This is a genomic window from Weissella thailandensis, from assembly GCF_001932615.1.
Lineage (GTDB): Bacteria > Bacillota > Bacilli > Lactobacillales > Lactobacillaceae > Weissella > Weissella thailandensis.
The window spans coordinates 429,079-453,195 of sequence record NZ_CP014332.1 but is presented as its reverse complement, the minus strand read 5'-3'; the positions used below and the strand labels follow the sequence as shown (position 1 = coordinate 453,195).

General features: G+C 42.6%; 11 protein-coding genes, 2 tRNA genes and 5 rRNA genes. 1 reads left to right on the top strand and 17 read right to left on the bottom strand.

Annotated elements, in window-relative coordinates:
* Positions 1 to 9: 9 nt before the first annotated feature.
* The 4 genes from FOL01_RS02145 to FOL01_RS02130 all read right to left on the bottom strand — a co-directional run bounded on the left by FOL01_RS02145 (position 10) and on the right by FOL01_RS02130 (position 4,947).
* Positions 10 to 2,926: ribosomal RNA gene (locus tag FOL01_RS02145) — 23S ribosomal RNA — on the bottom strand.
* Positions 2,927 to 3,129: 203 nt separating this feature from the next.
* Positions 3,130 to 3,202 (bottom strand) — tRNA-Ala (locus FOL01_RS02140).
* Between the two features lie 6 nt (positions 3,203 to 3,208).
* Positions 3,209 to 3,283: transfer RNA gene (locus FOL01_RS02135), tRNA-Ile, on the bottom strand.
* An 89-nt stretch (positions 3,284 to 3,372) separates the two neighbouring features.
* Positions 3,373 to 4,947: ribosomal RNA gene (locus FOL01_RS02130) — 16S ribosomal RNA — on the bottom strand.
* Together the 16S and 23S rRNA genes with 2 tRNA genes alongside form the textbook arrangement of a ribosomal RNA operon.
* Before the next feature lie 452 nt (positions 4,948 to 5,399).
* On the opposite strand from FOL01_RS02130, the gene FOL01_RS02125 reads away from it, so the two are divergent.
* Positions 5,400 to 5,786: a hypothetical protein gene (locus FOL01_RS02125; protein WP_075270602.1), complete on the top strand. Its 387-nt coding sequence runs from the start codon at positions 5,400 to 5,402 to the stop codon at positions 5,784 to 5,786.
* Between the two features lie 58 nt (positions 5,787 to 5,844).
* Here the strand turns inward: FOL01_RS02125 and FOL01_RS02120 are convergent, their stop codons facing one another.
* The 13 genes from FOL01_RS02120 to FOL01_RS02065 all read right to left on the bottom strand — a co-directional run bounded on the left by FOL01_RS02120 (position 5,845) and on the right by FOL01_RS02065 (position 24,022).
* Entirely contained in the window at positions 5,845 to 6,453 is a 609-nt protein-coding gene (locus tag FOL01_RS02120; RefSeq protein WP_075269097.1) for a TrmH family RNA methyltransferase, read from the bottom strand.
* A gap of 70 nt (positions 6,454 to 6,523) precedes the next feature.
* Positions 6,524 to 6,775 (bottom strand): SDR family oxidoreductase, encoded by a 252-nt coding sequence (locus FOL01_RS11430; RefSeq protein ID WP_250637863.1) that lies wholly within the window; start codon positions 6,773 to 6,775, stop codon positions 6,524 to 6,526.
* 41 nt (positions 6,776 to 6,816) lie between these two features.
* Positions 6,817 to 7,311, bottom strand: a complete 495-nt coding sequence (locus FOL01_RS11425; protein WP_250637861.1) for an SDR family NAD(P)-dependent oxidoreductase — start codon at positions 7,309 to 7,311, stop codon at positions 6,817 to 6,819.
* 349 nt (positions 7,312 to 7,660) lie between these two features.
* Positions 7,661 to 7,777, bottom strand: a 5S ribosomal RNA gene (gene rrf / locus FOL01_RS02110).
* 79 nt (positions 7,778 to 7,856) lie between these two features.
* Positions 7,857 to 10,772 (bottom strand): 23S ribosomal RNA (locus FOL01_RS02105).
* Positions 10,773 to 11,022: 250 nt separating this feature from the next.
* Positions 11,023 to 12,597: ribosomal RNA gene (locus FOL01_RS02100) — 16S ribosomal RNA — on the bottom strand.
* Between the two features lie 471 nt (positions 12,598 to 13,068).
* Entirely contained in the window at positions 13,069 to 17,382 is a 4,314-nt protein-coding gene (locus FOL01_RS02095; RefSeq protein WP_075269096.1) for a PolC-type DNA polymerase III, read from the bottom strand.
* Between the two features lie 377 nt (positions 17,383 to 17,759).
* On the bottom strand, positions 17,760 to 19,472 hold the full coding sequence (locus FOL01_RS02090) for a proline--tRNA ligase (protein ID WP_075269095.1): 1,713 nt from the start codon (positions 19,470 to 19,472) through the stop codon (positions 17,760 to 17,762).
* 162 nt (positions 19,473 to 19,634) lie between these two features.
* Positions 19,635 to 20,891 (bottom strand): RIP metalloprotease RseP, encoded by a 1,257-nt coding sequence (gene rseP, locus FOL01_RS02085; RefSeq protein ID WP_075269094.1) that lies wholly within the window; start codon positions 20,889 to 20,891, stop codon positions 19,635 to 19,637.
* Positions 20,892 to 21,052: 161 nt separating this feature from the next.
* Positions 21,053 to 21,841 carry a phosphatidate cytidylyltransferase gene (locus FOL01_RS02080; protein WP_075269093.1) on the bottom strand — a complete coding sequence of 263 codons (789 nt, stop codon included), beginning with the start codon at positions 21,839 to 21,841 and terminating at the stop codon, positions 21,053 to 21,055.
* An 11-nt stretch (positions 21,842 to 21,852) separates the two neighbouring features.
* The gene (locus tag FOL01_RS02075) at positions 21,853 to 22,644 is read right to left on the bottom strand and encodes an undecaprenyl pyrophosphate synthase (protein ID WP_075269092.1); all 792 of its coding nucleotides are present in this window, start codon (positions 22,642 to 22,644) and stop codon (positions 21,853 to 21,855) included.
* A 104-nt stretch (positions 22,645 to 22,748) separates the two neighbouring features.
* Complete coding sequence (locus tag FOL01_RS02070) at positions 22,749 to 23,600, bottom strand: Cof-type HAD-IIB family hydrolase (RefSeq protein ID WP_075269091.1); 852 nt, start codon at positions 23,598 to 23,600, stop codon at positions 22,749 to 22,751.
* A complete protein-coding gene (locus FOL01_RS02065; protein WP_075269090.1) occupies positions 23,597 to 24,022 on the bottom strand; it encodes a GtrA family protein in 426 nt (141 codons plus the stop codon). Before FOL01_RS02065 ends, FOL01_RS02070 begins: the two co-directional genes overlap by 4 nt.
* Between the last annotated feature and the right edge of the window lie 95 nt (positions 24,023 to 24,117).

Sequence of the window (24,117 nt, the reverse complement as noted above, 5' to 3'; positions counted from 1 at the left end):
ACTTGCTACTTGGTTAAGTCCTCGAACCATTAGTACTAGTCCGCTCCATGTGTCACCACACGTCCACTTCTAGCCTATCTACCTCATCATCTCTGAGGGGTCTTACTTCATTTCTGAATGGGAAATCTCATCTCGAGGCGAGTTTCACACTTAGATGCTTTCAGCGTTTATCTCATCCGTACATAGCTACTCAGCGATGCTCCTGGCGGAACAACTGATACACCAGTGGTACGTCCACCCCGGTCCTCTCGTACTAAGGGCAGCTCCTCTCAAATTTCCTACGCCCGCGACGGATAGGGACCGAACTGTCTCACGACGTTCTGAACCCAGCTCGCGTACCGCTTTAATGGGCGAACAGCCCAACCCTTGGGACCGACTACAGCCCCAGGATGCGATGAGCCGACATCGAGGTGCCAAACCTCCCCGTCGATGTGGACTCTTGGGGGAGATAAGCCTGTTATCCCCAGGGTAGCTTTTGTCCGTTGAGCGATGGCCCTTCCATGCGGAACCACCGGATCACTAAGCCCTACTTTCGTACCTGCTCGACTGGTAAGTCTCACAGTCAAGCTCCCTTGTGCCTTTACACTCTGCGAATGATTTCCAACCATTCTGAGGGAACCTTTGGGCGCCTCCGTTACTTTTTGGGAGGCGACCGCCCCAGTCAAACTGCCTGCCAGACACTGTCTTCCACCACGCTTAGTGGTGTGAGTTAGAGTGTTCATACAACGAGGGTAGTATCCCACGTTTGCCTCTATCGAAACTAGCGTCCCGATTTCTACGGCTCCTACCTATGCTGTACAAGCTGCACAAACACTCAATATCAAGCTACAGTAAAGCTCCATGGGGTCTTTCCGTCCTGTCGCGGGTAACCCGCATCTTCACGGGTCTTTAAATTTCACCGAGTCTCTCGTTGAGACAGCGCCCAGATCGTTACACCTTTCGTGCGGGTCGGAACTTACCCGACAAGGAATTTCGCTACCTTAGGACCGTTATAGTTACGGCCGCCGTTTACTGGGGCTTCAATTCGTACCTTCGTCGAAACTAAGTACTCCTTTTAACCTTCCAGCACCGGGCAGGTGTCAGCCCCTATACGTCATCTTACGATTTTGCAGAAACCTGTGTTTTTGATAAACAGTCGCCTGGGCCTATTCACTGCGGCTCAGCTTGCGCTGAGCACCCCTTCTCCCGAAGTTACGGGGTCATTTTGCCGAGTTCCTTAACGAGAGTTCACTCGCTCACCTTAGGATGCTCTCCTCGACTACCTGTGTCGGTTTGCGGTACGGGCAGGTAAACACTAACTAGAAGCTTTTCTCGGCAGCGTGACATCACAGACTTCCCTACTTTATTTCGGTCCCCATCACAACTTGTCCGTATAAGTGCAAGCATTTAACTCACACTAAGACTCATTGCTTGGCCCAGCATTTCCAGCAGCTGGGATCCGTTAGCCTTCTGCGTCCCTCCATCGTTCAAACATGTTCACCTGGTACAGGAATCTCAACCTGTTAGCCATCGACTACGCCTTTCGGCCTCGCCTTAGGTCCCGACTAACCCTGGGAGGACGAGCCTTCCCCAGGAAACCTTAGTCATATGGTGGACAGGATTCTCACCTGTCTTTCGCTACTCATACCGGCATTCTCACTTCTAAGCGCTCCACCAGTCCTCACGGTCTGACTTCATTGCGCTTAGAACGCTCTCCTATCGCGCCACTTACGTGGCACCCGTAGTTTCGGTGGTGTGTTTAGCCCCGGTACATTTTCGGCGCAAAATCACTCGACTAGTGAGCTATTACGCACTCTTTAAATGGTGGCTGCTTCTGAGCCAACATCCTAGTTGTCTATGCAACTTCACATCCTTTTCCACTTAACACACACTTAGGGACCTTAACTGACGATCTGGGCTGTTCCCCTTTCGACAATGGATCTTATCACTCACTGTCTGACTCCCGGACATACGTGATTGGCATTCGGAGTTTATCTTAGTTTAGTAACCCGAGATGGGCCCCGCACCAAAACAGTGCTCTACCTCCAACACGCTTTCTTCCGAGGCTAGCCCTAAAGCTATTTCGGAGAGAACCAGCTATCTCCAAGTTCGATTGGAATTTCACCGCTACCCACACCTCATCCCAACATTTTTCAACATGTATGGGTTCGGGCCTCCAGTGCGTTTTACCACACCTTCACCCTGGACATGGGTAGGTCACCTGGTTTCGGGTCTACAACAACATACTCAGTCGCCCATTTCAGACTCGCTTTCGCTACGGCTCCGGTCTTTCCACCTTAACCTTGCATATTATCGTAACTCGCCGGTTCATTCTACAAAAGGCACGCTATCACCCATTAACGGGCTCTAACTTGTTGTAGGCACATGGTTTCAGGAACTTTTTCACTCCCCTTCCGGGGTGCTTTTCACCTTTCCCTCACGGTACTGGTTCACTATCGGTCACTAGGGAGTATTTAGCCTTACGAGATGGTCCTCGCAGTTTCCAACTGGATTTCACGTGTCCAGCCGTACTCAGGATCCTACACGGGAGTTTGCTTACTTTCGCATACGGGGCTATCACCCAGTGTCGCTCAGCTTCCCAGCTGATTCTGCTAATAAACAAATTTGTAACTCCACAACGGTAGTCCTACAACCCCAGAGTGCAAGCACTCTGGTTTGGGCTTCTCCGTGTTCGCTCGCCGCTACTGACGGAATCGATTTTTCTTTATTCTCCTGTTGCTAATGAGATGTTTCAGTTCACAACGTCTACCATCGTTTAACTATGTATTCATTAAAACGATAACTTGCATAACAAGTTGGGTTCCCCCATTCGGAAATCCCCGGATCAAAGCTTACTTACAGCTCCCCGAGGCATATCGGTGTTAGTCCCGTCCTTCATCGGCTCCTAGTGCCAAGGCATTCACCATGCGCCCTTAATAACTTAACCGATCAACTTACGTTGATGATTTCGTTTGAGTATTGTGACTCAATGGTCACAAGCGATTTTAAACTTATTTAAAAAACTCAAAAAATTACGCGGTGTATTTTTTCGGCTCAATTTATATTGATAAAAATCAATTTAAATGAATTTAAAAATTTACAATTATGATTCAGTTTTCAAAGAACTAATAGCAACCCATCAGGTTGCTATGGAGAATATCGGGTTCGAACCGATGACCCCCTGCTTGCAAAGCAGGTGCTCTCCCAGCTGAGCTAATTCCCCATATCATGGGACTGAGAGGACTCGAACCTCCGACCTCACCCTTATCAGGGGTGCGCTCTAAACCAGCTGAGCTACAGTCCCAGGTCGAATCACAAAGATTCCAATTGAGTGTTAACCACTCAAAACTAAATATCGTTTCGATGAATGTGTAGGATTCCGATTTTCCTTAGAAAGGAGGTGATCCAGCCGCAGGTTCTCCTACGGCTACCTTGTTACGACTTCACCCTAATCATCTGTCCCACCTTAGACGGTTGGCTCCTAAAAGGTTACCGCACCGGCTTTGGGTGTTACAAACTCTCATGGTGTGACGGGCGGTGTGTACAAGACCCGGGAACGTATTCACCGCGGCGTGCTGATCCGCGATTACTAGCGATTCCGACTTCATGTAGGCGAGTTGCAGCCTACAATCCGAACTGAGACATACTTTAAGAGATTAGCGTACCCTCGCGGGTTAGCGACTCGTTGTATATGCCATTGTAGCACGTGTGTAGCCCAGGTCATAAGGGGCATGATGATTTGACGTCATCCCCACCTTCCTCCGGTTTGTCACCGGCAGTCTCACTAGAGTGCCCAACTAAATGCTGGCAACTAATAATAAGGGTTGCGCTCGTTGCGGGACTTAACCCAACATCTCACGACACGAGCTGACGACAACCATGCACCACCTGTCACCTTGTCCCCGAAGGGAACATCCTATTTCTAGGATTGGCAAGGGATGTCAAGACCTGGTAAGGTTCTTCGCGTTGCTTCGAATTAAACCACATGCTCCACCGCTTGTGCGGGTCCCCGTCAATTCCTTTGAGTTTCAACCTTGCGGTCGTACTCCCCAGGCGGAGTGCTTAATGCGTTAGCTGCGACACTCAAGGGCGGAAACCCTCGAACATCTAGCACTCATCGTTTACGGTGTGGACTACCAGGGTATCTAATCCTGTTTGCTACCCACACTTTCGAGCCTCAACGTCAGTTACAGTCCAGAAAGCCGCTTTCGCCACCGGTGTTCTTCCATATATCTACGCATTTCACCGCTACACATGGAGTTCCACTTTCCTCTACTGCACTCAAGTTATCCAGTTTCCAAAGCCCTTCCTCAGTTGAGCTGAGGGCTTTCACTTCAGACTTAAATAACCGTCTGCGCTCGCTTTACGCCCAATAAATCCGGATAACGCTTGGAACATACGTATTACCGCGGCTGCTGGCACGTATTTAGCCGTTCCTTTCTGATAAGATACCGTCACACACTGAACAGTTACTCTCAATGTCGTTCTTCTCTTATAACAGTGTTTTACGAGCCGAAACCCTTCATCACACACGCGGCGTTGCTCCATCAGGCTTGCGCCCATTGTGGAAGATTCCCTACTGCTGCCTCCCGTAGGAGTATGGGCCGTGTCTCAGTCCCATTGTGGCCGATCAGTCTCTCAACTCGGCTACGCATCATCGCCTTGGTAAGCCATTACCTTACCAACTAGCTAATGCACCGCGGGTCCATCTCTTAGTGATAGCAAAACCATCTTTCAATTAACAACCATGCGGTTGTTAGTATTATACGGTATTAGCACTTGTTTCCAAATGTTATCCCCTGCTAAGAGGTAGGTTACCCACGTGTTACTCACCCGTTCGCCACTCTTTGTCAGATAAAATCACATCAGAGCAAGCTCGTCAGATCAATTAAAGACAAAGCGTTCGACTTGCATGTATTAGGCACGCCGCCAGCGTTCATCCTGAGCCAGGATCAAACTCTCATTTTAAAAGTTTGAGTATAACTCAATTTGTTGTTATTTGTTTAACAGAAGTTAAACGAATTTATTAGTGAATTGACTTCACAAATGTTTTGTATCAAGTAAATTACTTGATGACCCTACACATTTGTTTCATCGAAACGATATTCAGTTTTCAATGATCAACAGTTGTTGTCTCGCTGACAACTTAATCTATATTACAGAAGCTAATTCGATTTGTCAACACTTTCTTTTAAAGAAAATTATTAACAATTGAATATCATTTGCTATAAAAACATTAACCTTCTTATTCAGTCAATATTAAAACAAATTAAACTACTATCTGTAATTTGCCATCCGCAAAAGACAACTTTTATATAATACCCCTATATGAAATATAACGCAATAGTTTTTTTGTTATTTCTAAAAATTATTACGTGTTATACTATTGAGAAGAACTTCTAAAGATTAAGGATATGAATATGGCAACTAACGAAAATAAAATAGATCCAGAAAGATTTCTAGCTATGTTGTTACAATATAGCCGAGATTCACACTACAATCATATTAATGTCAGCGTTCGACTTAATAGAAACCCCGCATATACACGGCAAGTTATGAACATTAAACTAAAGCGGATTTCAAAAAAGTTTGGCAATGATGAACGTTTTTATGTATCAATGACCGCTGAAGAAGCAAAAAAGTTTCTTTCTTTGATAAACCATCTAAAGGAAGACATGTTTGCAAATTTTGCTAAGAAAATTACTTGGCACACAGAGCTGCTCGAACGAACACAACAGGAATTTGGTTATCATCAAATACGTGAGCGTGACCAATACAACAACTTAGAATTTGAACTTCTTCTGTAGAAGTTACTTACTTATAAAAAAATGCGAAACGATCTTATATGAGAACGTTTCGCATTTTTTATATATCGCTAGGCACTGGATGTTGGGCTGTGTACAAAGCAGCAATCACGCCATGAGCCACTGATACATTCAATGAACGCACTGACCCGGTCTGCGGAATATAAATCATCTGATCAGCCGCCTTGATTAGCTCATCAGCCAATCCAATCTGTTCCTCACCAAAAAGGAATACACTTTTTTTCGGAAACTCAACCTGAAAGACATTATGTAATTCGTAGCCGGGTGTATTATCAACAGCGTAAATAACATATCCTTCTGCATGCCATTGGTCAAATAGTTCTTGATAATCCAATATACGATGATGACTAATATGTTCATAATGTTGCGCACCCACAGCACCAGTTTTATTCCATTTTTTAGCACCTTCTGGGTTATTACTATCCATTGGGTTGTCCGGGTTTAAAAAGACAATTTCTCGCCCTGAAAAAGCATTATGATTGCGAACTGCTGTAGCCTTATTAAAGTCATGCGTTAAATTTTGCAGAACCGTTATCATATCCCCACGACGCTGATCCAATGCTTGCATAATTTGTTCATTTGTCATGCCTTTAAAATCGGTACCCAAATTACGATAGTCTATGCCATTTTGTAAATCGATGTTACTCATTTTTAACCCCTACTTATTTCATCAATATTATTCACACAATATCATTATACATAAATTCATCTAACAACATTTAATAACTTTGAACTTGACCACCATCTACCACAACATTGCTACCGTTAACATAGTGACTGACGCTAGAAGCTAAAAGCACAACAACATTAGCAAACTCTTCTGGCTTACCGTAACGACCTAAAGGAATTGTTGTTTCAGATTGTTGACGAACTTTCTCAATTGATGTGTTATACTTTTCTGCCTTAATCTCATCTAACGTTTGAACACGATTTGTTAATATTTTACCCGGAGAAATTGTATTTACCCGAATACCATACTTACCAAATTCGTTTGCTAAACTTTTTGATAATCCTAATAGGCCATTCTAAAAGTATTTGATAATATCAATCCAGATAATGGTTGTTTTGTTGATGCTGATACACTATTAATAATTACTCCCTGTGTCTTTTTCAAATCGGGTAATGCTAATCTTATTATCTGTATAGCACTTCTTAAAATAAGTTCATAGGCATCCGACCAATCGTCCTCATATAATTGCTCAAAACTAGCACTTTTAGGTCCTCCGGTATTATTAACAACAATGTCAATCATGCCAAACTTGCTACGTGTCTTGGCTAACAGATCTTCAATGTCTGATGTACTAGTTAAATCCGCCACTACATATGACAATTGCTCTCCATATGTTATTGGCTGCAATTCTTTATATGCCAAACGTAAATTTTCTAAGTTATGACTTGTAATCATCACTTTGGCACCTTCTTCTAAAAACTTCTTAGCTGTTGCAAATCCTAAACCCTGACTTGAGGCGGTTACTAAAACAACCTTATTCTTGAGTTTTAAATCCATAAGTTTACCTCCGTTTTTAATTACTAAAAATTCAGTTGGCTTTGTTTTTACGATAAAAATAGAACATCAAAATAGATGAAAAAATATTATTCAACGGTTAATCTAAAATTTATTGTTTATTAAGGATAGGTACAACATATAGTATAAATTTTATAGATTCTATCTTAAATACCATTAGTTTAACAAATCAAAGGATTAACATTTACTGTATAATAACAAATCCCTTAACAAGCAGGCTACCTGAAAAATATGTTAGATTCATTTTTATCTTTAAAAGCATCACATGCAATTTATGAATACTCTACAAAGAAAAAAGCAGCTCACATATTACTGTGAACTGCTTCCAATTGCATCGCGACGTCCTATCCTCGCAGGAGGCGATCCTCCAACTACTTTTGGCGCTACTGAGCTTAACTACTGTGTTCGGTATGGGAACAGGTGTGACCTCAGTGCCATCATCACGACACGTTTTTGTTGAGTGAACTTAGTTCCCTCAAAACTGAATCATAATTGCTTATTTTTTCTTGCCTTACACCACTTGCTACTTGGTTAAGTCCTCGAACCATTAGTACTAGTCCGCTCCATGTGTCACCACACGTCCACTTCTAGCCTATCTACCTCATCATCTCTGGGGGTCTTACTTCATTTCTGAATGGGAAATCTCATCTCGAGGCGAGTTTCACACTTAGATGCTTTCAGCGTTTATCTCATCCGTACATAGCTACTCAGCGATGCTCCTGGCGGAACAACTGATACACCAGTGGTACGTCCACCCCGGTCCTCTCGTACTAAGGGCAGCTCCTCTCAAATTTCCTACGCCCGCGACGGATAGGGACCGAACTGTCTCACGACGTTCTGAACCCAGCTCGCGTACCGCTTTAATGGGCGAACAGCCCAACCCTTGGGACCGACTACAGCCCCAGGATGCGATGAGCCGACATCGAGGTGCCAAACCTCCCCGTCGATGTGGACTCTTGGGGGAGATAAGCCTGTTATCCCCAGGGTAGCTTTTGTCCGTTGAGCGATGGCCCTTCCATGCGGAACCACCGGATCACTAAGCCCTACTTTCGTACCTGCTCGACTGGTAAGTCTCACAGTCAAGCTCCCTTGTGCCTTTACACTCTGCGAATGATTTCCAACCATTCTGAGGGAACCTTTGGGCGCCTCCGTTACTTTTTGGGAGGCGACCGCCCCAGTCAAACTGCCTGCCAGACACTGTCTTCCACCACGCTTAGTGGTGTGAGTTAGAGTGTTCATACAACGAGGGTAGTATCCCACGTTTGCCTCCATCGAAACTAGCGTCCCGATTTCTACGGCTCCTACCTATGCTGTACAAGCTGCACAAACACTCAATATCAAGCTACAGTAAAGCTCCATGGGGTCTTTCCGTCCTGTCGCGGGTAACCCGCATCTTCACGGGTCTTTAAATTTCACCGAGTCTCTCGTTGAGACAGCGCCCAGATCGTTACACCTTTCGTGCGGGTCGGAACTTACCCGACAAGGAATTTCGCTACCTTAGGACCGTTATAGTTACGGCCGCCGTTTACTGGGGCTTCAATTCGTACCTTCGTCGAAACTAAGTACTCCTTTTAACCTTCCAGCACCGGGCAGGTGTCAGCCCCTATACGTCATCTTACGATTTTGCAGAAACCTGTGTTTTTGATAAACAGTCGCCTGGGCCTATTCACTGCGGCTCAGCTTGCGCTGAGCACCCCTTCTCCCGAAGTTACGGGGTCATTTTGCCGAGTTCCTTAACGAGAGTTCACTCGCTCACCTTAGGATGCTCTCCTCGACTACCTGTGTCGGTTTGCGGTACGGGCAGGTAAACACTAACTAGAAGCTTTTCTCGGCAGCGTGACATCACAGACTTCCCTACTTTATTTCGGTCCCCATCACAACTTGTCCGTATAAGTGCAAGCATTTAACTCACACTAAGACTCATTGCTTGGCCCAGCATTTCCAGCAGCTGGGATCCGTTAGCCTTCTGCGTCCCTCCATCGTTCAAACATGTTCACCTGGTACAGGAATCTCAACCTGTTAGCCATCGACTACGCCTTTCGGCCTCGCCTTAGGTCCCGACTAACCCTGGGAGGACGAGCCTTCCCCAGGAAACCTTAGTCATATGGTGGACAGGATTCTCACCTGTCTTTCGCTACTCATACCGGCATTCTCACTTCTAAGCGCTCCACCAGTCCTCACGGTCTGACTTCATTGCGCTTAGAACGCTCTCCTATCGCGCCACTTACGTGGCACCCGTAGTTTCGGTGGTGTGTTTAGCCCCGGTACATTTTCGGCGCAAAATCACTCGACTAGTGAGCTATTACGCACTCTTTAAATGGTGGCTGCTTCTGAGCCAACATCCTAGTTGTCTATGCAACTTCACATCCTTTTCCACTTAACACACACTTAGGGACCTTAACTGACGATCTGGGCTGTTCCCCTTTCGACAATGGATCTTATCACTCACTGTCTGACTCCCGGACATACGTGATTGGCATTCGGAGTTTATCTTAGTTTAGTAACCCGAGATGGGCCCCGCACCAAAACAGTGCTCTACCTCCAACACGCTTTCTTCCGAGGCTAGCCCTAAAGCTATTTCGGAGAGAACCAGCTATCTCCAAGTTCGATTGGAATTTCACCGCTACCCACACCTCATCCCAACATTTTTCAACATGTATGGGTTCGGGCCTCCAGTGCGTTTTACCACACCTTCACCCTGGACATGGGTAGGTCACCTGGTTTCGGGTCTACAACAACATACTCAGTCGCCCATTTCAGACTCGCTTTCGCTACGGCTCCGGTCTTTCCACCTTAACCTTGCATGTTATCGTAACTCGCCGGTTCATTCTACAAAAGGCACGCTATCACCCATTAACGGGCTCTAACTTGTTGTAGGCACATGGTTTCAGGAACTTTTTCACTCCCCTTCCGGGGTGCTTTTCACCTTTCCCTCACGGTACTGGTTCACTATCGGTCACTAGGGAGTATTTAGCCTTACGAGATGGTCCTCGCAGTTTCCAACTGGATTTCACGTGTCCAGCCGTACTCAGGATCCTACACGGGAGTTTGCTTACTTTCGCATACGGGGCTATCACCCAGTGTCGCTCAGCTTCCCAGCTGATTCTGCTAATAAACAAATTTGTAACTCCACAACGGTAGTCCTACAACCCCAGAGTGCAAGCACTCTGGTTTGGGCTTCTCCGTGTTCGCTCGCCGCTACTGACGGAATCGATTTTTCTTTATTCTCCTGTTGCTAATGAGATGTTTCAGTTCACAACGTCTACCATCGTTTAACTATGTATTCATTAAAACGATAACTTGCATAACAAGTTGGGTTCCCCCATTCGGAAATCCCCGGATCAAAGCTTACTTACAGCTCCCCGAGGCATATCGGTGTTAGTCCCGTCCTTCATCGGCTCCTAGTGCCAAGGCATTCACCATGTGCCCTTAATAACTTAACCGATCAACTTACGTTGATGATTTCGTTTGAGTATTGTGACTCAATGGTCACAAGCGATTTTAAACTTATTTAAAAAACTCAAAAAATTACGCGGTGTATTTTTTCGGCTCAATTTATATTGATAAAAATCAATTTAAATGAATTTAAAAATTTACAATTATGATTCAGTTTTCAAAGAACTAATGCTGAGTGTTAACCACTCAAAACTAAATATCGTTTCGTTGAATGTGTAGGATTCCGATTTTCCTTAGAAAGGAGGTGATCCAGCCGCAGGTTCTCCTACGGCTACCTTGTTACGACTTCACCCTAATCATCTGTCCCACCTTAGACGGTTGGCTCCTAAAAGGTTACCGCACCGGCTTTGGGTGTTACAAACTCTCATGGTGTGACGGGCGGTGTGTACAAGACCCGGGAACGTATTCACCGCGGCGTGCTGATCCGCGATTACTAGCGATTCCGACTTCATGTAGGCGAGTTGCAGCCTACAATCCGAACTGAGACATACTTTAAGAGATTAGCGTACCCTCGCGGGTTAGCGACTCGTTGTATATGCCATTGTAGCACGTGTGTAGCCCAGGTCATAAGGGGCATGATGATTTGACGTCATCCCCACCTTCCTCCGGTTTGTCACCGGCAGTCTCACTAGAGTGCCCAACTAAATGCTGGCAACTAATAATAAGGGTTGCGCTCGTTGCGGGACTTAACCCAACATCTCACGACACGAGCTGACGACAACCATGCACCACCTGTCACCTTGTCCCCGAAGGGAACATCCTATTTCTAGGATTGGCAAGGGATGTCAAGACCTGGTAAGGTTCTTCGCGTTGCTTCGAATTAAACCACATGCTCCACCGCTTGTGCGGGTCCCCGTCAATTCCTTTGAGTTTCAACCTTGCGGTCGTACTCCCCAGGCGGAGTGCTTAATGCGTTAGCTGCGACACTCAAGGGCGGAAACCCTCGAACATCTAGCACTCATCGTTTACGGTGTGGACTACCAGGGTATCTAATCCTGTTTGCTACCCACACTTTCGAGCCTCAACGTCAGTTACAGTCCAGAAAGCCGCTTTCGCCACCGGTGTTCTTCCATATATCTACGCATTTCACCGCTACACATGGAGTTCCACTTTCCTCTACTGCACTCAAGTTATCCAGTTTCCAAAGCCCTTCCTCAGTTGAGCTGAGGGCTTTCACTTCAGACTTAAATAACCGTCTGCGCTCGCTTTACGCCCAATAAATCCGGATAACGCTTGGAACATACGTATTACCGCGGCTGCTGGCACGTATTTAGCCGTTCCTTTCTGATAAGATACCGTCACACACTGAACAGTTACTCTCAATGTCGTTCTTCTCTTATAACAGTGTTTTACGAGCCGAAACCCTTCATCACACACGCGGCGTTGCTCCATCAGGCTTGCGCCCATTGTGGAAGATTCCCTACTGCTGCCTCCCGTAGGAGTATGGGCCGTGTCTCAGTCCCATTGTGGCCGATCAGTCTCTCAACTCGGCTACGCATCATCGCCTTGGTAAGCCATTACCTTACCAACTAGCTAATGCACCGCGGGTCCATCTCTTAGTGATAGCAAAACCATCTTTCAATTAACAACCATGCGGTTGTTAGTATTATACGGTATTAGCACTTGTTTCCAAATGTTATCCCCTGCTAAGAGGTAGGTTACCCACGTGTTACTCACCCGTTCGCCACTCTTTGTCAGATAAAATCACATCAGAGCAAGCTCGTCAGATCAATTAAAGACAAAGCGTTCGACTTGCATGTATTAGGCACGCCGCCAGCGTTCATCCTGAGCCAGGATCAAACTCTCATTTTAAAAGTTTGAGTATAACTCAATTTGTTGTTATTTGTTTAACAGAAGTTAAACGAATTTATTAGTGAATTGACTTCACAAATGTTTTGTATCAAGTAAATTACTTGATGACCCTACACATTTGTTTCATCGAAACGATATTCAGTTTTCAATGATCAACAGTTGTTGTCTCGCTGACAACTTAATCTATATTACAGAAGTTAATTTAATTTGTCAACAACTTCTTTTAAGTTATTTCATCAAGTTAACTTCATGTAACGCCGTTGCCGACTTGATATATACTACACACTTAAAATGAAAAAGTCAATAATATTTTATATTTTATATATGCATTTGTTTTTTAAATGATAAAGTAGTCTGTTAATAACTAAAAAGACCGTCAATCTAACTAGATTGACGGTCTTTAACTTGCTTACCATAAGGCTTTAAATAGCCTTCTATTTTACATGATTAATTTTCAAAACTGGGACTGCGCTAAAATAGAGCCAATTGATTTTCATCTGGCATACCATTAAGGACCCCATTATCATCCATAAACTGCAACAAAGTCTTTGAAATGCCACCTCGTTGCGCTAAGTCTTCTTTAGATAAGAATTCACCTTCGGCTCTTGCAGCAACAATACGCTTTGCCACGTTATCACCTAGTCCAGGTACCGAATTAAATGGTGCAATTAATGTATCACCATCAATCAGCCAAGCATCTGAATCAGACTTATATAAGTCGACCATGCTAAAGTTAATCCCACGCTCTAGGGCTTCATTAGCAATTTCGAGTACAGTCATCAAGTCCTTGTCTTTAGCAGAAGCATCATTACCTTGATGTTTAATTTCCATAATTTTAGCTTTCGTACTATTTAATCCACGTGACATTGACACAATATCAAAATTACTTGCACGGACTGAAAAGTATGCTGCGTAATACAGCATCGGGAAATAAACCTTGAAATACGCAATCCGCAAGGCCATCAGCACATATGCAGCGGCATGGGCGCGTGGGAACATGTATTTAATCTTCAAACCAGATTCAATATACCATTCTGGCACACCTGCTGCACGCATTTCAGCTTGGTATTCATCGATAATTCCTTTACCTTTACGTACTTTTTCCATAATCTGGAATGATGATTCCGGATTAACACCATAATTGATCAAGTCGGTCATAATCTTATCACGTGTTCCAATAACCGTACCAATTGTCGCCACACCACGTTCAATCAATTCATCAGCGTTACCACGCCAAACATCTGTCCCGTGAGACAGACCTGATATTTGTAACAACTCAGAATAATTCTTGGGATGGGTTTCTTCCAACATCCCCCGGACAAAGGCTGTTCCGAATTCTGGCACACCTAAAGTACCTGTTTTCGAAAAGATTTGGTCTTCATTGACCCCTAGCACTTCTGGTGACGAAAATAGACTCATAACACCTGGATCGTTCATTGGAATCGTCGTTGGGTCAATCCCTGACATATCCTGTAAGGCACGAATCATCGTTGGATCATCATGTCCAAGAATATCCATCTTCAAAATATTATCGTGAATTGAGTGGAAATCAAAATGGGTCGTTCGCCAAGTGGCCGATAAATCATCGGCTGGATATTGAATAGGCGTAAAATCATAAATTTCCATATCATCCGGAACAATTAGGATTCCAGCCGGGTGCTGACCAGTCGTACGTTTCACACCCGTGGCTCCCATGGCTAATCTTTCTACTTCAGCACCTCTAAATTGCTTTTCATGATCACGTTCATAAGCTTTAACATAACCAAAAGCTGTTTTATCAGCAACTGTCGCAATGGTTCCTGCTCGGAAAACATTATTTTCCCCGAACAATGATTTCATATAATTATGCGCGAAAGGCTGATAATCACCCGAAAAGTTCAAATCAATATCCGGCACTTTGTTACCCTTGAATCCCAAGAAGGTCTCGAAAGGAATATTGTGACCATCCCCGATCAATTTGGTACCATCAATCGGACTATAACGCTCTGGTAAATCATACCCAGATTCGTAATCACGTGGATTAACGAATTCAACATAATCACCATTCACACTACGATAATGTGGTGGTAAGGCATTGACTTCAGTAATACCAATTAGCAAGGCAATAAGTGAAGAACCAACCGATCCACGTGAACCAACCAAGTAACCATCTTTATTTGATTTCGAAACGAGTCGCTGAGCAACTAAATAGATAACCGCGAACCCGTTCTTAATAATTGAATGTAATTCTTGTTCAATTCGAGCCTCAACCACTTCAGGCAAAGGATTACCATACATGCGATACGCTGTTTCATATGATTTTTGACGAATTTCGTCATTGGCCGTCGGCATATTTGGCGGATAATTACCCGTTTTAATAGCCTCGACATCGTCAATCATATCAGCGACAACATGTGTATTATCAATCACTAATTTCTTTGCTAGTTCTGGTTTCATCCAGCTAAAATCATCTAACACTTCCTGGGTCGTTCTAAAATGCATCTCAGGTAAGCTATGCCGGTTCAACGGATTAGCACCACCCTGTGAACTGATTAAAATCTTGCGATAAATACTGTCTTCAGGATTTAAATAGTGAACATCCCCCGTCACAACGACCGGTTTATTTAATTCATCACCAATTTTAACAGCTTGCATCATTAGTTCACGTAAGCGTGCTTCATCCTTAATCAATTCACCCTCAATTTGAGGTAAATAATTAGCTGACGGCTGGATTTCAATATAATCATAATATTTCGCCTTATTTTTGGCTGCAGCGTATCCCTTTTGCATGAGTGCTTCCCAGAATTCGCCGGAACTATCACCTGTTCCCAATAATAGGCCTTCGCGGTATTTATTCAGTACTGATCGTGGTACGCGGGGCGTGCGATAAAGATAGTGAATATTAGATTCTGAAATCAATTTATATAGATTTTTGACCCCGGTTTGATTTTGGACAAGGACAACCGCATGATTTGGTCGACCATGGCGCCAAGCATCATTGTCAGTCATATGATCATTTAATTGATCAGCATACGCAATGCCATAAGACTCATTTGCTTCTTCCAAGAAAATACGATTTAAGTGTCCCGTAGTTTCCGAATCAAAAATCGCACGGTGATGCTGTTCTAGTAGAACGCCAAAGTGCTTGGCCAATGTATTCAAACGATACGAACGCATATTAGGGTATAAGAAACGCGCTAAGGTTAATGTATCAATAACTGGATTAGTAATTGATCCCATACCATGACGTTCATACCCTTCATTCATGAATCCCATATCAAAGGTCACATTATGACCGACCAAAATAGCATCCCCATAAAATTCACGGAAGGCCGCAAAAACTTCTTGTTCTGATTTTGAGCCTTGAACCATATCATCAGTAATCGAAGTCAAGTCAACAGTTGTCTGACTTAACGGGAATCCAGGATCAATAAACTCAGAAAACTCTGCTGTCACGTTCCCTTTGACCATCTTAACGGCAGATAATTCAATAACCTTGTCATAGGCTGCTGACAAACCGGTTGTTTCCACATCAAATACAACATATTCAGCATCATCTAAAGCTATGTGGGCGGGATTAAAAATAATTGGTTCACCATCTTCAACCAAATTAACTTCAATTCCATAAATCATTTTGATGTTATTATCGGCTGCAGAAGATGCTGCTTCAGGGAAACCTTGTGCACCTGCAGTATCAGTGATTGCTATAGCGTCCATGCCCCAATCACTGGCTTGTTTAACATAATCCTTAATCCCATTAGTTGCATCCATCGTTGACATCAAAGAATGTGCATGTAGTTCAATACGCTTTGAATCACCCTCGTATTTATCAACACGTGGCTCATGCTTAACAACTTGGATATCATACGCCATCATCGTGAGGTCATGTAAAAAGTCATCTTGTTGGACCGGACCACGTGCTCGAATCCACATGCCGGCCTTAACATTCGCAAAAAATGCTTCATCATTTTCATCACGTGAGAATTTCTTAAGAATAAACGAACTCGTATAGTCAGTCACTTTCATCGTCAATAGTTGGCGCTCTGATTTAAGGACTTTGACTTCTGCATCAAATACATAACCTTCAACGATTACCGACCGTTCTTCGTCAATAATATTGGCCATATCAGTAATTTCAGCATCATTAGCTATCTTACGACCCAAGTTATTACCACCATTACCGCCACCATGGTTAGAGGTATGGCGTTGCTTCGACGCTTGTTCTATTTGTACTTGAGCCATTTGAGCCAACTGTTCATCCTGTGATGCTCGTTGGGCAATTGCCTCAGCTTGTGACTGGGCAACGAGTTCATCATCAACATTAATAACGAATGGTAACCTCTCAGCGAAACCAATTTGGCGGTAAGTTTGTTGAATTAAATTAAGGCCTGTTTGCTGAGCATAATTTGCCCACGCCTGTGAATCAAATGTGAGAACAAGTTGATCGTTCTCAGTAACCGGCATCACTTGACTAAATGCTTGTTGAAAAGCACCTGGCTCATTTTGATGTTGTTGTAAAACCCAGCGCCAATAATCAACAGCCTGTGTCATATGTGGCTGCGAAGTTAATTTAATTTCATAATTAACAGATGCGATATTTGCAAATGTTGTCTGCAATTTACTGATCAATGTCGCTAAAGTGGTCACATCAGGTAATTCAGGTAGTGCAAAATGGAATTGCCAAACTCGTGACTGTTTATGAATTGTCAATTTGGTCAGAGTTGCTTCTTGGAAGATGTCGGGCACCTCCTCATATTGCAACTGTTGTAACAATATTCGAAATTGTTCTTGTGGGTTCAACGCCATCACTTATAGCCCCTTTCATTTGTTTTACAATCTATTGCTATTATACATTGTCCATGAGTCATGGAAATATCAAATCGATGAATTAATTAATACTGAGACACAAAAAAAGAGGAAGCAATGGGCCATTGCTTCCTCTACTGATGATAAATAGCTCAAAGTGCTATGTCATCATCGATAATAGATATGGATGGGCTTCCTAATCTATTATTAACGGTATACTCACATATACCAAATTTAAGGAGTAGTTGCAGGAACGGGCATTCCTGCTAGGTTATGAGTAATCATTATGGGCATCGATAGGATATCTCTGTATCCCTCATCGATAATTACACTATAAAGCCATAATCTTAAAACAAGAATAAATGACCTAATAATATTTAGTTTTTATGTCCATCTAGAAAAACTTGTAGCGTTGAAACAAGTTCATCTGCACGAACTTCAATAGCTTCATCTGCTTGACGTAACTTAACTTCGACAATACCTTCACTCGCTTTTTTACCAATCGTTACTCGTACTGGCAAGCCAATTAAGTCTGAATCAGCAAACTTTACGCCAGGACGCTCATTACGATCATCGACTAACACTTCATAACCAGCCGCTACCAAGCTATCATTTAATTCATCTGTCAACTTTGCTTGCGTTTCATTTTTGTACTTAATTGGTACCAAGTGAACATTCCATGGCGCAATAGCTGCTGGCCATGACAAACCATTTTCGTCTGCATTTTGTTCAGCAATCGCTGCCAAAAGACGTGACACACCAATACCATAAGAACCCATGATGACATCAGCTTGGCGACCATTTGCATCCAATACTTGTGCACCCATAGCTTTAGAATAACGAGTACCTAACTTAAAGATATGCCCAACTTCAATTCCCTTAGTAAATTGTAGATGACCCTTGTTATCAATAGCTGGGTTTCCTTCACGCGCAACACGAATATCGGTTACTTCATCGATACGGAAATCACGGTCAACATTAGCATTTAAGTAATGGAAACCAGCTTCATTACCACCAACGACAATATTAGCCATATCTGTGACCCATTCATCGGCAATAATTTTCACTTCTTCGCCAACGCCAACAGGACCTAATGACCCAAATGGTGCCCCTAAGTATTGTTGCGCTTCCTCTTCAGTTGCTAAACGTAATTCACCAGCTTGCAAATAATTTTTCACTTTAACTTCATTGACTTCATAATCACCACGAACCAAAAGCATAACAGGTTCCCCATCAGCTATCATGAACAACGTCTTGACTAGTTGATCTTCAGCAATTTGTAGATAGTCAGCCAATTCAGAAATTGTGGCAACGTCAGGCGTTGCAATCTTTTGCAAATCAGCCAATGGTGCATGTGACTTGTTTGGTGTATACAGGTCCTTAGCCATCTCTAAGTTTGCTGCATAATCTGATTCGTCTGAGTAGGCAATTGTGTCTTCACCAGCAGCTGCTGGCGCAGAGAACTCTTTAGAATCTGAGCCTCCCATGGCACCAGCATCACCAACGATAACCCGGTAGTCCAAACCGACACGATTGAAGATATTAACATAAGCTGATTCCATCTTCTTATAAGCATCGTCCAGACCAGCTTCATCAATTGAGAATGAATAAGCATCCTTCATAATAAATTCACGACCACGAAGAACACCAAAGCGTGGTCGATCCTCGTCACGTAACTTGGTTTGAATTTGATAAATCGTTAATGGCAACCGCTTATATGATTTGATATCATCGCGAATCAACGTCGTCATCGTTTCTTCATGCGTTGGTCCAAGAATCATATCACGTCCATGACGATTTCTTAACTTAAACAAGTTTGGACCGTAAGTCTCATAACGTCCTGATTCTTGCCATAATTCTGCAGGCAAAAGAACTGGTGCCGTCATTTCTGTCGCATCAACTTTTTCCATCTCTTCACGAATGATTGCTTTTATCTTATTTAATACACGTTGTGCCAATGGCAAATACGCGTATACACCCGCTGTTACTTGGCGAACATACCCCGCACGTAACATCATTTGGTGCGAAATGACTTCCGCATCTGCTGGTGTTTCACGCAACGTTGGAATAAAAACCTTTGATTGTTTCATGACTTATACCCATCCCTAATCTTTGCACAAAAAAGCGCATTAAAATTCTTTTTCTATCTTACCACATTTGTTTATTTCACGTTGACCTACATATAACCGAAAACGTTTCATATTATTAGCAGTCAAAATATTTCGTTCTAATAGCTGATAAACACCTACTATTTACTTCACGAAATAGCGTAGAATATCATTTCCTGTTACCGCAATCATTAAAATAAATAATAATCCCACACCAACTAAGGTCACCGCTAATTCAGCTTTTTCTGGTACCGGACGTCTAATTACCGCTTCGACCGCATTCAACAATAACTTACCACCATCTAATCCAGGAATAGGTAGCAAATTCATCATCCCCAAGTTAACTGACAACCAGGCCATAAAGGACACAATGGCTAATATTCCCATAGTGCTGACTTCTGAAGTATTTTTATAAATAGCAACTGGTCCGCCTAGCTTATTAAGTGAAAATCCTTGTACAAGATTCTTAATTGCTCGGAAAATCTGTGTCATCGATTGCGCAGTTGCTTGGAAGCCATATCGTAACCTAGCCCCCAAGGCGGTTGTCTGTTTAGATGTCACGCCGATTTGACCAATCTTCATCCCGCCATTTTTAACACCCTTGGGAGTCAACGTCGTATGCTTCGTTTGACCATGACGTTCAAATGTCAATGAAACTTTTTTATCAGGCAATGTTTGAATCTTATTTTGCATACCTTGCCATGAATTAACTTTTTTACCATTTATCTCGGTGATTGTATCGTTGGATTTAATACCGACCATAGCTGCTGGTGAATCTTTAGCAACGTGGTCTACTGTAGTTGTAGAAACACCAGGTAACGTAAATGCCAAACCAATAAACAAAATCAGAGTCAACAAAAAGTTGTTCATAGGACCAGCAAAGTTGATCACTGCACGTTGCCATAATTTTGCCGATTCAATATGCGTATCTCTTGGTGCTACTAACACGACTGTACCATCTGCCTCAACAACTGAGGCATCGTGATCGACCGGTAAACGTACTAACTCACCATCTTCAGGCCAATAACCTTCGATCACCATATCATCAACTAAATCAACTTGATTAACAGTAATCGTACGGCCACCCACCAACTCCTCTTCATCCGACAAATTAATACGGGTGACCACACCATCAGTCAGAACAACAGTAATCGACATCCCAGGCTGAATCGTTTCTTCTTCAGTATCTGCACGACCAGCCATACGCACATAACCACCAACCGGCAAAATGCGCCAAGTATAAGTTGTCCCATTGCGTTGCGTTTGCAATAATTTTGGTCCCATCCCAATTGCAAACTCACGTACTCGAACGCCAGATTTTTTAGCAAAATAAAAGTGACCAAATTCGTGAACAATCACGATGACTCCAAATACAATAATAAATGTAATAATTGCTGTCATTCCTTATCTCCATCCCAATCTAAGTAGGGTTAGTATACTATAAATCATAGTGTGACAAAAGACGCTTTGAATTCGGTGTGTAACGTTGTTTATGCTATTACAGTTAAACCAAGCTAACAAAAAAGACTGACGTCTAACATCAGCCTTTTATCATTAACTTATTAAAAAACACCCAGTAAGTACATGATTGGCAAAACAATCAACATTGAATCAAATCTATCTAAAATACCACCATGACCTGGTAATACTGAACCAGAATCTTTGACATGATAGAAACGCTTCAAAGCAGATTCAATCAAATCACCAAACTGGCCAGCAACTGAAAGAAGAATGCTGATTACCAGCATAATCCACCAGCTATATGCTTGTGGGAAATAATACGTATAAATTGCTGCTGCAATCACAGCGATGACACTTCCACCAATTGAACCTTCCCAAGTTTTATTTGGTGAAATAGCCGTTAGTTTATGCTTACCAATTTGTCTACCAACCAAGTATGCACCAGAATCAGTAATCCAAACAATCAAAAAGGCATACATCAAGGTATCCAGACCGGCTTCACGCGCTGATACCATCATGCCAAACCCTAAACCAACATACATCATTGTTAATGTGAAGACACCCGCGTCCTCAAAGTTAAACTTATTGCGAGCTACTACTGTATGTAATAACATCAAAATTACAAATATGTAAAGTAAAGAAGCAGGCTGTAATGTCGTTGGTAAATCAAGATTTTGCCAAATATCGTTTGGCAATGTCATGATAAACGCCCCGAGCATCGTCAAGATAGCACCAAAGTCAACTAACAATGTACGACGCATTAAGACAACTTCTGATGCAGCAACAACGGCAAGTACTGAAGCAGCAATTTGAATCCAGATATTACCAGCAATCAAAATGGGTATAAAAATTGCCAATGCTACCACTGCCGTGATTACCCGTGTTTTCATTATTTTATCTCCTATTTTTTATCACTTTTATTTTCTGCTAAACCACCAAATCGTCGATGACGTGACTGATATATCATAATGGCACGCTTTAAGACTTCTGACGTAAAGTCAGGCCAATGTTCGTCCACAAAGACGAACTCTGAATAGGCAATCTGCCAAAGCAAAAAATTCGATAGCCGTTCTTCACCACTCGTGCGAATCAATAAATCAGGATCAGCATACTTATTTAGTGATGCGGTCATCAAAGATTGACTAAACCGCGTCTCATCAATATCTTCTGGCTTGATTTCACCATTTAATACCTGTTGGGCAAGCTGTTGCGCGCCGGACACAATTTCGCTACGACCACCGTAATTCAAGGCAAAGTTTAAGACCATGCCCGTATTATTAGCCGTTTGCGCAACGGCGTTTTTAACAGCTTTTTGTGTATAAGCAGGCAATTGATCGACATATCCGATAACATTGACGCGAATATTATTTGCAATTAAATCGGGTACAAAGGTATCAAAAAACTTACCCGGTAGCTTCATTAAAAATCCAACTTCAGTTTCCGGACGTTTCCAATTTTCAGTTGAGAAAGCGTATAACGTTAAAACTTTCACACCCAAATCACTGGCAGCTTTAGTAATATCTTTAACGACTTCCATGCCACGCTGATGCCCAGCAACTCGTGGTAGATTTTGGCCCTTAGCCCATCGTCCGTTACCATCCATGATAATCGCGATATGTTGTGGTATCTGCTGACCGTCCAGCTCGATGGCCTGTTTATCAGCACGTTCTTCATGTCGGTCATTAAAAAACACGATTTACCCTCCAAGATTCTAACAAATAATCACTATGAAATATGACACACTTCATAATCTTATATATTATACCAGTTTGTCACATAATATTTGCCTATTAACTATTACTTATCAAAAATTTTACTTGTACGATCATCAAAGGCACCCGCTAATAATGCCTCAATGGTATCAATAACGCCATTGTGGTTGTTATCATTAACCGCTAAATTATCAATACGTACTTTCATAAAATCTTCTGCGTTTGGCATAACAAAAGGATACTTCACATAACGGAGCATCTCTAAATCGTTACCATTGTCACCAAAGGCCGCCATTTCTTCAGGCTTGATATCCCAAATTTCACCTAATTTTTCAAGACCAGTTCGTTTGTTTACCCCTGGTGCTAAAATATCAACTGTTCCAAAACCAGAACCAGTGGTATGTAGTTCTTCACCAAATTCTGCTCGTAGCTGTTGAATATATTGATGGACATCAATGCCCTGTTCCCAAACGAATGTAAAGCGGAAGATATTGTCATCAATATCTTTAAACTTCTCTACCTGGTGAACGACCGGATAAAATTGTTTTACCATACTAATAATTTCTGGTGTTGCATGGTTAGAAACATATGCACCATTATGGCCTGATAATACAATTAGGTTTTCCATTCCTGGATTAACACTGTTATTCCAATCAATAACCCGATCAATTTGTTCACGGGTAATATTCGTTTCAGCAACCACCTCATCATGATCCATAACTAAGGCCCCATTATCGGAAACATAGGTGACACGATTAGGATCAACAGGATTGAAATATGAACGAAGCATTTTATATTGGTTACCACTGGCGGCTACAAAACGAATTCCCTTCGCATCCAATTCATCTAGTAAGTCTTCCATTCGTGCATAATCAAAGGTCCGATCATCACGCAATAATGTACCATCCATATCTGTTGCAATTAATTTAATCGTCATTTTTCAATTTTCTCCTTCAATCTAAATATCATTAATTTACTCAATACATAATTGGAAACAATTACAAATACATTTTGGATAATATTCCAAATCATATCATTTTGGTGTAGGATATGTACACCAAATAGCAAAATTAAGTATCCTACAACACCCGTTGCCAGGCGTGCAAAGAAAAATTTAACCATTTCGAGTAAAATATTAGCAAAGCCTGTTGTTTGACTATCAAACACCCATTTACGATTGGTTAAATAGGCAAACAAAACGCTCAATATCCAAGCAAGAACATACGCAATGTTTATCGATAAATGCGACCAACGTGCTCCTGTATAGACCACAATGTTAACGACAGTTGTCAGTCCCCCAAAAATCAAATACATAATTTGCATTCGATATTTACTTAGCATCTCAATTACTGTACGCATTTCGTTACTCCATTTCAATCAATTTACAAAATAACACTCAAAACATTATACCAAACTCACTCGGAAGCTGGTTAGTTTGCTACAATTATATAGAC